The sequence below is a fragment of the Pontibacter sp. Tf4 genome (assembly GCF_014212495.1).
GTDB lineage: Bacteria > Bacteroidota > Bacteroidia > Cytophagales > Hymenobacteraceae > Pontibacter.
In genome coordinates, this window is the sequence record NZ_JACKZC010000001.1 from 168,963 (window position 1) to 183,387 (window position 14,425).

Below are 14,425 nucleotides of genomic sequence, written 5' to 3' on the forward strand. Positions count from 1 at the left end.
TGTGGGGTCGCTAATCTGCTATTTCGCCAATGGTATTCTCTTCGGTGGCGAAGTCTTTTAGCTGTGGAAGGTCTTTTATGTGGTTGATACCAAAGTAATCCATAAACTTCTGCGAAGTGCCGTAAAGTACCGGCCTTCCGATGGTATCGGCTTTTCCTTTAATTTCTATCAGGTCTTTTTCCAGCAGTTTCTGGACGGCGTAATCGCAGCCAACGCCACGGATCTGCTCCAGGGCACTGCGGGTAATAGGTTGTTTGTAGGCAATAATTGCCAGCGTCTCGAGTGCGGACGCTGACAATTTCTTTTTGGATTTCTGTTTGAGGTAAACGCTTACCGTTTCCTGGTACTCCGGCTTGGTCAGGAACTGGTAGCCGCCCCCGATCGCGTAGATCTGGAAGGCAAAACCGGTCTCGTTCAGCTGCTCGTTAATGGCTTCTATGCTTTCCAATACATCACCAACAGCAATTTCCATCTGCAGCGCTTCGGTAAGGCAACGCTGTATCTCCTCTATGCTGATAGGTGACTGGGCACAGAAAACCAGTGCCTGTATATGGTGCTGCAGGATATTCAAAGAAGTAAAAGTCTAATCGTTACGCTGTAGTTTGGCTTCTATGGTATGCTGGGTGTGCGGCACGGCACGCAGTCTTTCTTTCGGGATAAGCTTGCCTGTAACTATACAAACGCCGTAAGTTCCGTTCTTAATGCGGATAAGGGCATTCTCCAGCTGCTGGATGAACTTCATCTGACGGGAAGCCAACTGGTTCAGGCTTTCTTTTTCTGCCGTATCAGCTCCATCTTCCAGTACTTTGGTAGGAGATGCCGTGTTATCAGTACCGGTATCGTTGCGGCGGCTAAGGGTTTCCTTAATGAACGCTACTTCCTTTTTGGCATTCGTCAGCTTTTCGTTGATGATGCCTTCAAACTCCATCAGCTCTTCTCTGGAATAACGCTGTCTTTCTTCGTTCGTATTCATTGTATGGTATAAGTATACTTGCTTGGACTTCGTTTTTTATAGTTACCCTTGCTTTGGTCTTCAACAGCAAAGCTTCTTTTATAGTTTATTTTACCAATTGTTACGCCCCTGTTCATTGCTTTTAACAGAGTAGTTTTTGGTAAAATTCGTGCAAAAATAGTAGTAATATTTATACTTTGCTACCTATCCTGCCATATTTAAAATTTTTTAACACACAGTATCAGCACTTTCCGTAACACAGTACAAACTTTTCGGGCTCCTGCTTCTGTTTGCGGGCACTTTCAGTACTGACTTACAAAAACCAGTCCAATTTACTGTGTTTCAGAACTATAGCTAAAAACCCTAAAAGCTAAGCATATGGATGACGGCTGCAGCTGCTTCCACGCCTTTGTTGCCATGCTTTCCGCCTGCTCTATCCAGGGCCTGCTCCAGGTTATTGGTCGTAACCAGGCCAAACGCTACCGGCTTGTTGTACTTCAGCGACACGTTGGTCAGGCCGTTTGCCACCGCGTGGTTAATGTAATCGTCGTGTTTGGTATCGCCTTTAATTACAACACCAATACAGATCACGGCATCAATCTCCTCGTGCTGGGCTAAAAACTGGGCTCCTAAGGTAAGCTCAAAACTGCCCGGCACTGTGTTACGGAAGATGTTCTCTTTTTGTGCGCCGTGCTTTAAAAGTGTTTCGATGGCGCCGTTGCTCAGGGCGTCGGTAATGTCTTTGTGCCACTCGGCTACTACCAGGCCAAACTTTTTGTCCGCCATATCGGCGAAGGTAGCGGTGTTGTACTCGTTCAGGTTCTTTAAAGCTGTTGCCATACTTTATAATTGCTGATTGTTAATTGTTGATTGTTGCCTGTAGACAAACAACTATAGTTATAGTTTAAGGCAGGTTATAAAACAGAAGCGCTTTTGCCTTATAGTTAAAGACAAAAGCGCTTGTATAGTTTATACGCAGGCGTAAATTAGTTTGCGCCTCCGGCCAGCATTTCTGCACGGGCCTTGTATTTTTTAGCGTCGTTCAGTTCAGCTGATGTTACGTAGTCTTTCACGATCTTGTCGTACGCTTCGGCAGCTGCCTTATAGTTGTTATCGGCTTCGTAAGCGATACCGGCTTTCATGATGTACTGTGGCGAAAAGAACTCGTTGGCATTGTGGTTAGCCGCTTTCATGTACTGGTCAGCCGCTTCCTTGTTCTTGCCTTGCTCTGATAAAGCATCACCGATTAAACTATAAGCACGGGCCTGCAGCAGGTAATCATCTGATTCAAATTCTTCCAGGTGATTCTGTGCTTCTGCAAACTTTCCTTCTTTTAAAAGGGCTACACCAGCATAGAAGTTAGCCAGGTTACCGGCATCTGTTCCGCTGTACTCATCAGCAATTGCTACAAAGCCTTTGTACTGGCCATCGCCGTTCAGGGCTTTGTTCAGCGAGTCGGCTTCGAAGTAATAAGTAGCCTGGAACATAGCTTCCTGAGCTTCCTGGGCCTGCGTGGTGCGGTGGTTATAGTATAAAAATCCTGCTACAATAAGGGCAGCAATGGCGGCAAACACACCGAGCAGTTTCGACTTGTTTTTCTTCACGAAATCATCCGTGTGCGACAGACGTTCTGCTAACGCATCCGGATTCTCAACCAGCTCCTCAAACTCGCTGTGCTTCTTTACTGTTTCTTTAGCCATCAGTATTAATTGAATTAGAAATTCAAAAGTAGGAATAAAAAATTGGATATAAATCTATGTCCCTTATTTCGGAACACCAAATTTATAATTTTTAATTCCTAATTCTAAATTATTTTAGTCCATCACGTAAGGGTAGTCCGGCTCCACGTAAATATCTGTGTACAACTCAGATGGGTCCGGATAAGGAGACTCTTCGGCAAATTTAACGGCATCTGCTACCTGCTGCTTCACTTTCTCGTCTATCTGCTCCAGTTCTTCTTCGGTGGCCCAGCCATTTTTAAGGATGGTAGCTGCAACTGCTTCAATCGAGTCGCGGCCTTTGTAGTCTTCCAGTTCCTCTTTTGTTCTGTACTTGGCAGGGTCCGACATAGAGTGGCCTTTGTAGCGGTAAGTTCTGAACTCCAGCAGGGTTGGTCCTTCGCCGGCGCGGGCACGTTCTGCGGCTTCTGCAACAGCTGTGTGCACGTTCTCTACCACCATCGCATCTACAGGCATAGAAGGAATATCGTAAGACAAGCCTAATTTATATAGTTCCTGTACGTTTGAGGTACGACGTACCGATGTACCCATCGCATACCCGTTGTTCTCGATCACGAAAATAACCGGCAGTTTCCAGGTCATGGCCATGTTCAGCGCCTCGTGGAAAGCACCCTGACGCACAGCACCATCGCCCATGTAGCAAATGCACAGGTTACCGGTTTTGTTATACTTCTCAGCAAAGGCAATACCAGCACCAAGCGGCACCTGACCACCAACTATACCGTGGCCTCCCATAAAGTTCACGTTCTTATCGAACATGTGCATGGAGCCGCCTTTACCTTTAGAGCAACCGGTTACTTTGGCAAACATCTCTGCCATGATAGCGCCCGGATCAGTGCCCAGCGCCAGCGGGTGTGCGTGGTCGCGGTAAGCTGTGATCCACTTATCGTCTTTGGTAAGCGCGGTTACGGCACCGGCCACACAGGCTTCCTGACCAATGTATAAGTGGCAGAAACCCTTAATCTTTTGCTGGCCGTATAGCTGACCTGATTTTTCTTCGAAGCGGCGCATGAGTTTCATCGACTCAAACCACCACATATATGTTTCCTTTGAAAACTTTGGCTCAGCCTGTACCTTTGCTTTCGCCGACTTCGCGCTTGCCTTTTCTTTCGTAGCCATGGTAAATATCTAATCTGGGTTTATCCGTTGCATGCTCAGGCAGAAAAAGTACCTTGCAGGCGGGGCTATAGGCCCGGAACGGGTTTAGCTGCGAAATTAAGGAAAAAGAAATCAATTAGAAACTGAATGCTCCTCGAAAATCTAAGTCTGCTGTTTTTCAAGAACTACGACGATGCCTCCCTGGCTTTCTCGGAGCACATCAACTGCTTTATCGGCGACAACGGCAGCGGCAAAACCAACCTGCTCGATGCCATACATTACCTTTCGCTTACCAAAAGCGCTTTTAACAGCTCCGATGCGCAAAGCATAAAGCAGGGCGAGGAGTTTTTTATGGTAAAAGGCCGCTTTATAGTTGATGATACCAAACATACCGTGCAGGTAAGCCTGAAGCAAGGCCAGAAGAAGACCGTAACGCATAATAAAGTGCTGTATGAGAAGATGAGCGAGCATATAGGCCGTTTCCCGGTGGTGCTTATTTCGCCTTACGATACCGACCTGATCCGCGAAGGCAGCGAAGAACGCCGAAAGTACTTTGACAGCCTGATCTCGCAGCTGGACCATAGTTACCTGGAAACGCTGATACAGTTCAACTATATTCTGAAGCAGCGCAACTCGCTTTTAAAGCAGTTTGCCGACCGCAACTACTACGACCGCGATTACCTGCACATCCTGAATGAGCAACTGGTGCCACTGGGCCAGCAACTGGCGCGGGAGCGCGAGAGGTTCCTGGAAATGTTTGTCCCGGTCTTTCAGAAGCATTACCGCCACATCTCCGACAGCTCCGAAACAGTTACGCTAACTTATAAGAGCCAATTGTTAGGTTCTGATTTTGCCCAGCAATTACTACAGCACGAGCGCAAGGATATGGCGCTGCAACGCACAACTATAGGCCCGCACAAAGACGATTTTGTGTTTCTGATGGATGGTAACCCGGTGAAGCATTTTGGCTCGCAGGGGCAGCAGAAAAGCTATGTAATAGCCCTGAAACTGGCGCATTTTGAAGTAATGGCCGAACGACAGCACCACAAGCCCCTGCTCCTACTCGACGATATCTTCGACCGCCTGGACGAGAAGCGCATCACCAAACTCATGCAAATGGTAGCCGCCCACACTTTCGGACAGATTTTTTTAACAGACACCCACTTAGATAGAACCGACAAAATACTCGAAGGCCTCTCCGAAAGTATCCGTAGATTTGATGTGAAGGATGGGGTGGTGAAGGTGATTGGGTAATTGTTGATGGTTAAATTGTTGATCGGGTAATTGTATATCATTCGTAGCGGAAATAAATGCCAATAAATATCTATAATAAGGTAGATTTTGAAAGTATAGTTTATCTATGTGATGATGTTTGGGACTTGCCTAGCCTGATTGATTCACTTGAGAATTGGCTTAGAAAAAAGGGTAAGAATTTACCAAAAGGATCTTATGTAGCAGATATTGGATTTGATATCAGGAAGGATGCATCTGGAGGCGGTGGAGTAATCAATTCTGAATCTATGAGAATAATGGGAGAAATCGGCATGGAAGTTTACTTCTCAGAGTACCCGGGTACCATGACAAAATAAAGTCAGAGAATCATGTAATTATGTTCTTTAGGATTTGCAATCCGAAAGAACGACAAAGAACAACGAACTATAAGAACCTAATTATTAAATTCATTCAATCACCTATTCATAATTCATCATTACTAATTCATAATTACAAACTGTGCGCTACTACAAGAAGAAGGAAGAGATCGCGAGACGAAAAGCGGACACCCAGCCGATCGGGGATAGTATAAAAGCGCTGCTACAAGCTTACCGCCTCGAAGGCAAACTGAACGAAGTTAACCTGATTCAGCGCTGGGAGGAATTTATGGGCAAACCCATCGCCCTTAAAACGCAGGAACTGTTCTTTAGGGACGGAAAACTGTTTGTACGCTTAACCTCTGCCCCACTCAAGCACGAACTCAACATGAGCAAAAGCAAGGTGGTAGAGCTGCTGAACCGAGCAGCCGGCCATGAGGTAGTAAAGGATGTGGTGTTCCTATAGTTTAAACATGGTGCTATAGTTACCGTATCTTTTTCGAAAAATATAAACTATGACCACCACCCCCGCTTACCGGCCTGTCTCCTACTCCCGCACTACCCTGACGGAGCTTATGATCCCGAGCTATGCCAATTTTGGCGGTAAAATACATGGTGGCATTCTACTTTCTTTAATGGACAAGGTGGCTTATGCCTGTGCAGCCAAGCATGCTGGTAATTATTGCGTTACGGTTACGGTGGATGGTGTGCACTTTTTACAACCCGTAGAAGTACAGGAACTGGTGTCGCTGATGGCCTCGGTAAACTATGTGGGCAATACATCGCTGATGGTTGGCATAAAAGTGATTGCTGAGAACGTGAAAACCGGCTTGGTAAAGCATACCAATACCTGCTATTTTACCATGGTAGCCAAAGGCGAAGACGACAAGCCAACCCAGGTGCCCGGCCTCCTGCTGGAAAACCATGACGATACCCGCCGTTTTCTGGAAGCCATTAAGCGTCGCGAACTGGCGAAACGCTACCAAACAGAGTTCGCCGAAGCCAAAACGATACTCTCTGTAGAACAGGAACTATACAAACTACAAGGCGAACGCTGCAAACTGGCCTACCAACTATAGTTGCCCGATACCACTCGCGCGAGCCTTCCGCTTATGGTTAAGCTATAGTTTGAGCTCTTACCAAACAGCAGCATAAACTATAGCCTACCAAACCAGATAATGCTTTTCTGATATTCTTATTTATATTTAAGGTCTACACCTATTACACATCATGACCTTAAAACTTAACCTCACCCGCTTACTGGCTTTGCTAACCATAGCCGCCTTATACCTTACAACTATACCCGCCACTTTTGCGCAAACTATAGTTCGCCAGGACGACGAAATTAAAAAGATGGTAGATGAAATATCTGCCCAAAACCTGGAAGCCCTAGTTCGCAAACTGGCTTCTTTTGACACCCGTCACTCGCTGAGCACCATTAAAGACAAGAAAAAGGGCGTTGGCGCTGCCCGCGAATGGGTAAAATCAGAGTTTGAAAAATATGCGCAGGCATCGGACGGGCGCATGACAGTGGAGCTTGACAAATACCAGGTAAAAGCCAATGGGCAGCGCATTCCGCAGGATGTGGAACTGGCTAATGTAATGGCTACGCTTAAAGGCACCGACCCGAACGACGACCGCGTACTGATCATCAGCGGGCACATGGACTCGCGCAACACCGATGTGATGGATGTAAAAGGCAGGGCGCCGGGCGCTAACGACGATGGCTCTGGCGTAGCAGCCGTGATGGAACTTGCCCGTATCATGGCTTCACGTCAGTTTCCGGCAACTATAATTTTTGTAGCTGTTACCGGCGAGGAGCAGGGGTTATTAGGTGCCCGCCACCTGGCCGAAAAAGCCAAAGCCCAGAACTGGAACCTGATCGCGATGCTGAACAACGACATGATCGGCAACTCCTCATCCGACGAAACAGAACTGCGCAACAACATGCAGGTACGCATTTTTAGTGAAGGTGTGCCCGCCCTTGAAACCGAAGACCAGGCCCGTATGCGCCGCTCTACCAACCGCGAAAACGACAGCGAAAGCCGCCAGCTGGCCCGTTACATGAAAGAGACCGGCGAGCGCTATGTGGACCAGCTGGAAGTAAAACTGGTATACCGCAACGACCGTTTCCTGCGTGGTGGCGACCACACGCCGTTCAGCCAGAATGGTTTCCCGGCTATCCGTGTTTGCGAAATGAACGAGAACTACAGATACCAGCACCAGGACGTGCGCGTAGAAAACGGCATCCAGTACGGCGACCTGCCCGAGTTTATAGACTATGAGTACATGCGCAAAAATGCGGCGCTTAATCTGGCTTCGCTGGCAAACCTGGCCTGGGCACCGTATGCACCAACCAAAGTAGGCGTAAACATCAAAAACCTGACAAACAAAACCGACCTGCAGTGGGAAGCGCCGACAAAAGGCAAAAAACCAGCCGGCTATTATGTACTGATGCGCGAAACCAGCAGCCCTTTATGGGAAAAGAAATTCTTTGTGAAGGACACAAAAGTTACCCTGCCTTACTCTAAAGACAACTACTTTTTTGCTGTGCAGTCTGTAGATGCCGAAGGCCACGAAAGCATCCCGGTTTTCCCGGTGCCGGTGCGCTAACTATAGCTAAACTATAGCCAGAAGGCAGAGACTAAACTATAGTTTCTGCCTTTTTGCTTTTTATGCTACCCGCCGCCAAAACTATAGTTGAAACAAAAAAAGCAGCCATAACAGGCTGCTCTTTCCAAGGTGTGTAATTGTATTCTCTTAAAGTTTCGATATACGGCTGGCTGCCGTTGTTTCTGCTTCTATTTTAGGAGAGCCGGCATACGCCACATGCGATGCGCCCGATGCATTTACCACCAGGTTATCGGTAGCGTGCACTTTTACACTGCTGGCGCCACTGGTACTTACTTTCACCCGCTTAGCTATTAAATCCTGCGTATTTACCGATGATGCTCCGGACATATCCAGCTTTAATTCGTCGGCACGGCCTGTCAATACCACTTTGCTGGCGCCGCTCATATTCGAAAATATTTTCTTAGCCTCTATATCCAGCTTCACATTAGAGCCACCGCTCATATCCAGCTGAAAATCACCAGCCTTTAATTTAGATAAGCCCGTCACTTTAACACCACCGCTAATATCGATCTTGTTCAGATCCTTTACAGTTATATAAGCCTTCATTCCTTTTCTGGAGTTAATGCTTCCTTCAGTGTAAATGTGCAGCACGCCATTCTTTACCTGGGTTTTGATGTTATCCATCAGGTTCTCTTCGGCTTCAATTTTAAGGCTTTCGGTGTTGCCCTGCTCTATTTCTACAGCAAAGCCGCCGCTAACTTTTATACCGTTAAAATCAGACACCTTGCGGGTTTGGGTCTGCAGGTTACCGTTTCCTTTTACCTGGGCTATTGCAGCGCCATTCAGTAATACAAAGGCCAGCAGCAGGGCAAAGATCGTAAGAGGGCGTTTGGTAGAGTTGTCCATAGTTTTATTCTGTTAGTTTATCTTTAATTCAGTTTCTTCCTGTCTGATTCTGACTAATAGATGCCCGAAATCCGGAAAGGTTGCTTCGGGCAGAAAAAATTTTTCTGTTTTTTTTGATGCATGATCTTTAAGCAGCTTCTCTGTTGATGTCAGAAATCGGATCATTGGTCCGGCAGGACTTGCTGTCTATCTAACAGGCAAAACTATAGCGGCTAAACTGGTATTTATAGTATAATTTTGTAGCACAAAAGGGCATACTAAAGTACGTCGCACCGGCGTTCTGACATTGTAGACAACGCCTTATAGTTAAGAGTTAAAGTTTAGTGAACGAGTGTTGTTTGTTGTTTGCAGCGGCAGGTGTTTAAGGCAGCACCTGCCGCTTTGCGTTTACGGCTGCACAGCCCGGTTCAGCGGCTTATTTACAGTAACCTGAAATATCAGGGCTCCCAAACTATAGAAGACCATATCCAGCGCATCGGCGGTGTATTTACTTGAAAAAGCGGGCAATACTAACTCGAAGCAGATACTGAACAGCACCACAGCTACCACACTATAGACAGGCGCAAATACAAAAGCAGGATTCCGGAAGTACAACCGCTCGGCTGTTAGTGCAATGGTCAGCACTACCGGCATACACAGCAGGTCGTCGAGGTAATGGGCGAGCAGTTTAATGTGCACCTGCTGTAGTTCGAGCACCTGGTTGAGCAGAAAAAGCAGCAGGCTGCCTATAAATACCGGATGAGTCAGCGTTCGCAAGGTGTTATACTGCTACCAGCCCTACCAGCAGCATCATTCCCCCTAATATCATCAGGAAGATCTCTGCCGCATTCAGGCCCTTTAAACTATACCATTTGTTCTTTTTTACTGGCGCTCCGCAGTTAGGGCATAAAGCAGCACCGGCAGGCAGCACAGCATGGCAGGAAGCGCATTGGGCGGTCGTTTCTGTTTGTGTCAATTTAAATCTGGTTTGTACTCTAACAGCGTTGCAGCAACTATAGTTTGCTTTCCGGTTTTAAGGCTATAGTTGGCGGCGCCGGCACAAAGGTAGCCCCTGTTGGTACAGTCTCAAAAAACGGGCACGGGCTATAGTTTAGCCAAGCTATGTGGTGTTATGAAGAAAAGGCGAGTACAGATGCAGAGCAAATGCAGGTTTTTACACCAAACCACCCGGATTTAGCTGCCAATCTGGGATGAGGAATAAAAAAATTCAGGGATAAAAAGTGGCTTTGCAGGCTGTAAACGGGCTTTTCAAAAAAAACAAAAAAATATCTGCCTGTTTCCTTGCTTTTAGAAAACAGTACTCATAATTTTGCACCCGAATTGAGAGGGATATATGTTTGGAAAGCTAATATTGAGATAAAAATTTAGAGTTCCAAATCCTGATACATTTTTTTCGTGCCCGGTAATTTATTTTCTGCCGGCCACCAGCTTTTAAGATAGAAAAATACCCTTTGCGGGTTAAAGATAAGGTTAGTTAAAGTTAGATTAGTTTAGTTTGTTTTAAGGTGAGAGAAAGCCCAGTCATTTTGACGGGGCTTTTCTCATTTCAGGGGGTTTGGTTTACTTCAGATACGCTGCCGGTATGGGTTGTTTTTCCGTTTCCGGGGTAAACAGCAGGCTGGCTATCCACCAGCGGCCTTTGTCATACACCAGCTGGTATGTGTTTACGCCACGTGCTTCTACCTTGCCATCTTTGCCATAACGGGTCTCATAGGTCTGGAAGGCAGTGGCCAGGTTACCGAAGCGCTCGATGCGCAGCCCCAGTACATTTTCATAAAAGCCCAACGCTGTATAAGCCGGTCCGTTGCGCTCCGCAAATTTTGCAACGGTAGTTATCCGCACAAAGCTGCTGTCGCCTTTATAAAACACGCCGCCCATCTGCGCCTCCGGTAAAAACAGCGCCTTAAATTTCTCCATGTCGCGCTGCTGCCCTTTCGGCCCCGAGATGATCTTTAAGCCGGTAGCCGTAATGGCTTCGATCGTCCCTACCTCGGCAGGTGTAAGTTTAGTTTGCGCCTGGGCAGCTATAGTTACCGTTGCGCCAAGCAGGAGTGTTAACAAAAGTTTTCTCATAGTTATAGTTAAGGAGCTATAGTTTATTATTCCATTTGGTACTGGCATGGAACCGGAACGGCAGGGTAAAGGCCATGTCTTCGGGTTCGCCTTCTATAAGGGCCGGGTTCCAGGCTGGCAAGGTTTGTACCACACGCACAGCTTCAGCATCCAGTTCCGGATCAACGGGCTGTACTACTTCTATATATTTAATAACGCCGGTCTTGCTTACTACAAAGGCCACCATCACAATACCGCCAACGCCTCTTTTGTAGGCCGACTTAGGGTAAACCGTATTCTGGGCGAGGTGCCTCATTAATTGCCGTTCGCCGCCTTTAAACTCGGGCATTTCCACCATCCTGAAAAACTCCAGCTCCTTGCCATCCCTATCAAACAGTTTCCCTGAGACCAATTCGTTCTGGTTATAAACTTCTATGCGACGCAGCTCACCGGTTTCGTACCAGGCTTTCAGGGTATCCTGTAGTTTATAGTTCTGGTAGTGCTGGATATAATGCAGCTGACCGCTTTGGTACCAGGTTTTAGACGGCCCGTGCAGCTCGCCTTTCACATAAACAGCTTCTGTTTGCAGCTTCCCGTTCGGGTACCACTCATAATACATGCCTTCCAGCACGCCCCGTCCTAAGAGGCCTCCGTTTAAATTGCTATAGTTAGCCAGGCTTACTTTTGAACTGTCAGACACAAGATAGCGCGTCCGGGTGCCTCCCCAACCCTCCTTGTTTTTCTCTTCCACTTCAAAATAGTGCGCTTCCGTAGCAGGCACTTCCGAGCGGCCACTTTTGCTTAGGTATTTTATAGTTTGTGCAGAGCTGTAACTAAGTGTAAAAAGGATAACTAAGGCGGTAAGTAAACTTGATCTCATGGATGATAGGCTATGCTATTACGATCTCTTCAACTTCCTCTGCTTCGGGCTGGTAACGCCAGGCCGGATGCAGCCGCTCCACAAAAGTAGCTTTTACCCTGTGCGACAGATTGAAGTAAGGCACCCAGATAGCAGCTGCTATAAATGCCTGCGCAATTTCTTTTGCTGTGTCGGCTCCGGTTCCTGTTCCCAGCCCCATCAGGCTGATCAGGGCATAATCGAGTACTATAAACGCAAAGTTGGCGGCGTAAAAAATTACCATAAGTCTTGGCACACTGCTACGGCGCTGAAAGAAAAGGTAAATCAATAGTAAACTGAACACCAGGTATGCTACGTTCACCACCAGTTCCATAGTTAGTATGCCCGCCAGCGCTGGGGAATAAACCCCGGAAGAAGTATCCAGTATGTTTTCCCACACGGCAGCATCAAAGTAACGTTCGCTGAGTATGCCAAAAACCAACCTGAAAGGGGTACCTACCAAACCAATAGCAACCAGAACCAGCCAGCCGCCAATGCTTCTGCTATCTCCCATAGTATAGTTTTCCGGCAGTTGCGGATCCCAGTGGTATAGTTTGTAAGCCCCAAACCCTGCAGCCAGCAGTGCTATAAGCGCAAAACCAGCCACAGGCCAGGCCGTACCGCCTTTGGACCCTATGCCTTTATGGTAAGTAAGGCCATACGAAAGCGCATCGAGCATGCTTTTCTGTTTGCGCACATATTGGCTGGTAGCTTCGGCCGGTACGTGGTCCTGTTTGGTTTTGTAGGTATAGGTTAGCTCCAGCTCTGTGCCCGAATTGCTATACTTCTCTGATTTTGTGAAAAGAAAAGCGTCATCTTCTACCGTCAGTTCATCGTTGCTCACGTTCCAGGTTTCCGGCAGGAGTATGTTTATAGTTTGCTCTACGTGCACCGGGTAACCAATGGCCAGTGGCATGGTACGCTTGCTGGTTTTTGGCTGGCTGATGTAGCTACGCAGCACCTGTGGTGTAAACCAGGCTTCTATCACCTGCTCGTTACCGGCCTGATCGGTCCAGAAATTCGGGATGGTGTATTTCTCAAAAACTGTAAAGCTGTTTCTGTATATATCGTCCTCGTAGCTGATCTCCACATCAGATTCTATTTCAGGATAGGTGTTGGCGTAAAAGTTAAGGTAGGTTTTTCCAATATCTTTTATGCTGGTAGTTGAGAAGTGCCGACGCTGGTAATCTGCCTCTGAGCCGCTATATTCTGTCCGGACCTCTAACTCCACATCGCCTGAGAAATCATTGATATAGTAGGTCTCCTTTACCTTTACTTCCGGCTTGTCGGCGGCAGTGCCTGTTACAGTAGCCAGTGCTTTGGTGTTGGGTTTAATCAGAAGGGCTTTGCCATAGTTAGGCAGGTAAATGTTTTTATAGTTACCGCGCTGCTTGCTGATGGTGGCATCATACCAGTAAGTTTTACCGCCCAGTAACTCTACCTGCACAATGCAATGGTTAAAAGCATAAGGCGATGGCAGCAGCTCTGAAATGTGCCCTTGTGTGTTTGAGTTTACCAACGCCGGGTAAGCTTTTATATCCATCTGGCGCAGCATGGCACACAGCAACTGCGCTTTATCTTTACAATCTCCGAAACGGTTGGCATACACCTCTGATGGCGGACGGGGCTTGAAACCACCTATACCAGCCTCAAAACCCAGGTAACGTACTTCGTCCTGCACAAAGCGCAGTGCTGCTGTCATACGGTCTTCGTCGCTGCCGTAGGTGTTCTTTATACTGTCTATGCTGGCTAAAAGCGGTTTGCTTAGCTTCTGGTTAATTTCGTAAAGCGGCAGCGCCCAGTCTACTACTTCGGCCCACGAATTAAACTCCGACAGATACACACCGGGATAAGGATCGTACCACGATGGGGTGCCATCGTCTACTACCGTGCCCGGCAGGTTTTTCAGGTGCCAGGTGTAAGTTGTGCTGCCGTTAGCAGTTGTAATGGCTGGTTTTTTGTCGGTCAGGTAGAGTTTATAGTTTAGTTTGCGGCTTTCGGGCATTACAATGCGCAGCAGGCGCTCATCCATAGGGTCGTAGCCCTGCAGGTTAAACGAGTTAAAGAAGCGGCCGCCAAACACCGGGTTACTCCCTTTTATGGTACAGGCATATTCCACCACATCGCCCACCCTGATATCATCCAGCACCAATACCGCCGTAAGGCTTTCATCATAAATGCCCTTGTCCATGCCGCTTTCGCGCTGCAGCACTTTCACTTTGTTCAGGTTCAGCTTATCAATGGGTTTGCCGTTGCGCCACACAATTACTTTATGGAACTGCAGCTGCTCGTGGTGCGGATCAAAAGAAAGGCGGATTTCCGATGAGTTCTGTACGCCTTCTTCGGTAGTAATTTTATAAATGCTATGCGAATACACTTCCTGGCGGGCCACCTCGTACTGTTGGTCCATGAGCAGGAAATGGTAGCCGCCGTTTACCTCATTAATGTTGATGTTGGTCTCGGTACGGTGCGGAAGTTTTTTGATCCAGGCAGGTTCGGGTGCCTGCGACACATTGCGCCGGGCAGCTATAGTTGCGTGTTGCCAGATAAGGGCTAAAAAAAGCAAGGCAACAGAAAGACTTCTAAGTTTGTTTTCAGGGTAAAAATGTTTCATACT

General features: G+C 47.3%; 16 protein-coding genes. 5 read left to right on the top strand and 11 right to left on the bottom strand.

The window, feature by feature from the left end; genetic code table 11:
- Positions 1–10: 10 nt before the first annotated feature.
- The 5 genes from scpB to pdhA all read right to left on the bottom strand — a co-directional run bounded on the left by scpB (position 11) and on the right by pdhA (position 3,810).
- Positions 11–571 (bottom strand): SMC-Scp complex subunit ScpB, encoded by a 561-nt coding sequence (gene scpB, locus H7F15_RS00695; RefSeq protein ID WP_185195026.1) that lies wholly within the window; start codon positions 569–571, stop codon positions 11–13.
- A gap of 12 nt (positions 572–583) precedes the next feature.
- Complete coding sequence (locus H7F15_RS00700; RefSeq protein WP_163911378.1) at positions 584–973, bottom strand: TraR/DksA C4-type zinc finger protein; 390 nt, start codon at positions 971–973, stop codon at positions 584–586.
- Positions 974–1,315: 342 nt separating this feature from the next.
- Positions 1,316–1,792, bottom strand: a complete 477-nt coding sequence (gene ribH, locus H7F15_RS00705; protein WP_185195027.1) for a 6,7-dimethyl-8-ribityllumazine synthase — start codon at positions 1,790–1,792, stop codon at positions 1,316–1,318.
- A gap of 146 nt (positions 1,793–1,938) precedes the next feature.
- A complete protein-coding gene (locus H7F15_RS00710) occupies positions 1,939–2,652 on the bottom strand; it encodes a tol-pal system YbgF family protein (protein ID WP_185195028.1) in 714 nt (237 codons plus the stop codon).
- Between the two features lie 114 nt (positions 2,653–2,766).
- Positions 2,767–3,810: a pyruvate dehydrogenase (acetyl-transferring) E1 component subunit alpha gene (gene pdhA / locus H7F15_RS00715; protein ID WP_185195029.1), complete on the bottom strand. Its 1,044-nt coding sequence runs from the start codon at positions 3,808–3,810 to the stop codon at positions 2,767–2,769.
- A 126-nt stretch (positions 3,811–3,936) separates the two neighbouring features.
- On the opposite strand from pdhA, the gene H7F15_RS00720 reads away from it, so the two are divergent.
- The 5 genes from H7F15_RS00720 to H7F15_RS00740 all read left to right on the top strand — a co-directional run bounded on the left by H7F15_RS00720 (position 3,937) and on the right by H7F15_RS00740 (position 7,991).
- Positions 3,937–5,043: a DNA replication/repair protein RecF gene (locus H7F15_RS00720; RefSeq protein WP_185195030.1), complete on the top strand. Its 1,107-nt coding sequence runs from the start codon at positions 3,937–3,939 to the stop codon at positions 5,041–5,043.
- Positions 5,044–5,099: 56 nt separating this feature from the next.
- Positions 5,100–5,378 (top strand): hypothetical protein, encoded by a 279-nt coding sequence (locus H7F15_RS00725; RefSeq protein ID WP_185195031.1) that lies wholly within the window; start codon positions 5,100–5,102, stop codon positions 5,376–5,378.
- A 142-nt stretch (positions 5,379–5,520) separates the two neighbouring features.
- Positions 5,521–5,844, top strand: a complete 324-nt coding sequence (locus H7F15_RS00730; RefSeq protein ID WP_185195032.1) for a DUF721 domain-containing protein — start codon at positions 5,521–5,523, stop codon at positions 5,842–5,844.
- 49 nt (positions 5,845–5,893) lie between these two features.
- Complete coding sequence (locus H7F15_RS00735; RefSeq protein ID WP_185195033.1) at positions 5,894–6,457, top strand: acyl-CoA thioesterase; 564 nt, start codon at positions 5,894–5,896, stop codon at positions 6,455–6,457.
- A gap of 151 nt (positions 6,458–6,608) precedes the next feature.
- Positions 6,609–7,991 (top strand): M20/M25/M40 family metallo-hydrolase, encoded by a 1,383-nt coding sequence (locus H7F15_RS00740; RefSeq protein ID WP_185195034.1) that lies wholly within the window; start codon positions 6,609–6,611, stop codon positions 7,989–7,991.
- Between the two features lie 147 nt (positions 7,992–8,138).
- On the opposite strand, the gene H7F15_RS00745 is transcribed toward H7F15_RS00740, so the two are convergent.
- The 6 genes from H7F15_RS00745 to H7F15_RS00770 all read right to left on the bottom strand — a co-directional run bounded on the left by H7F15_RS00745 (position 8,139) and on the right by H7F15_RS00770 (position 14,422).
- The gene (locus H7F15_RS00745) at positions 8,139–8,858 is read right to left on the bottom strand and encodes a head GIN domain-containing protein (RefSeq protein WP_185195035.1); all 720 of its coding nucleotides are present in this window, start codon (positions 8,856–8,858) and stop codon (positions 8,139–8,141) included.
- Positions 8,859–9,245: 387 nt separating this feature from the next.
- A complete protein-coding gene (locus tag H7F15_RS00750; protein ID WP_185195036.1) occupies positions 9,246–9,614 on the bottom strand; it encodes a hypothetical protein in 369 nt (122 codons plus the stop codon).
- 4 nt (positions 9,615–9,618) lie between these two features.
- Complete coding sequence (locus H7F15_RS00755; protein WP_185195037.1) at positions 9,619–9,813, bottom strand: zinc-ribbon domain-containing protein; 195 nt, start codon at positions 9,811–9,813, stop codon at positions 9,619–9,621.
- A 605-nt stretch (positions 9,814–10,418) separates the two neighbouring features.
- A complete protein-coding gene (locus H7F15_RS00760; RefSeq protein WP_185195038.1) occupies positions 10,419–10,931 on the bottom strand; it encodes a hypothetical protein in 513 nt (170 codons plus the stop codon).
- Between the two features lie 16 nt (positions 10,932–10,947).
- Positions 10,948–11,790: an energy transducer TonB gene (locus H7F15_RS00765; protein WP_185195039.1), complete on the bottom strand. Its 843-nt coding sequence runs from the start codon at positions 11,788–11,790 to the stop codon at positions 10,948–10,950.
- Between the two features lie 10 nt (positions 11,791–11,800).
- Positions 11,801–14,422, bottom strand: coding sequence for a DUF3857 domain-containing protein (locus tag H7F15_RS00770; protein ID WP_185195040.1), 2,622 nt, complete (start codon positions 14,420–14,422; stop codon positions 11,801–11,803).
- Positions 14,423–14,425 lie beyond the last annotated feature (3 nt).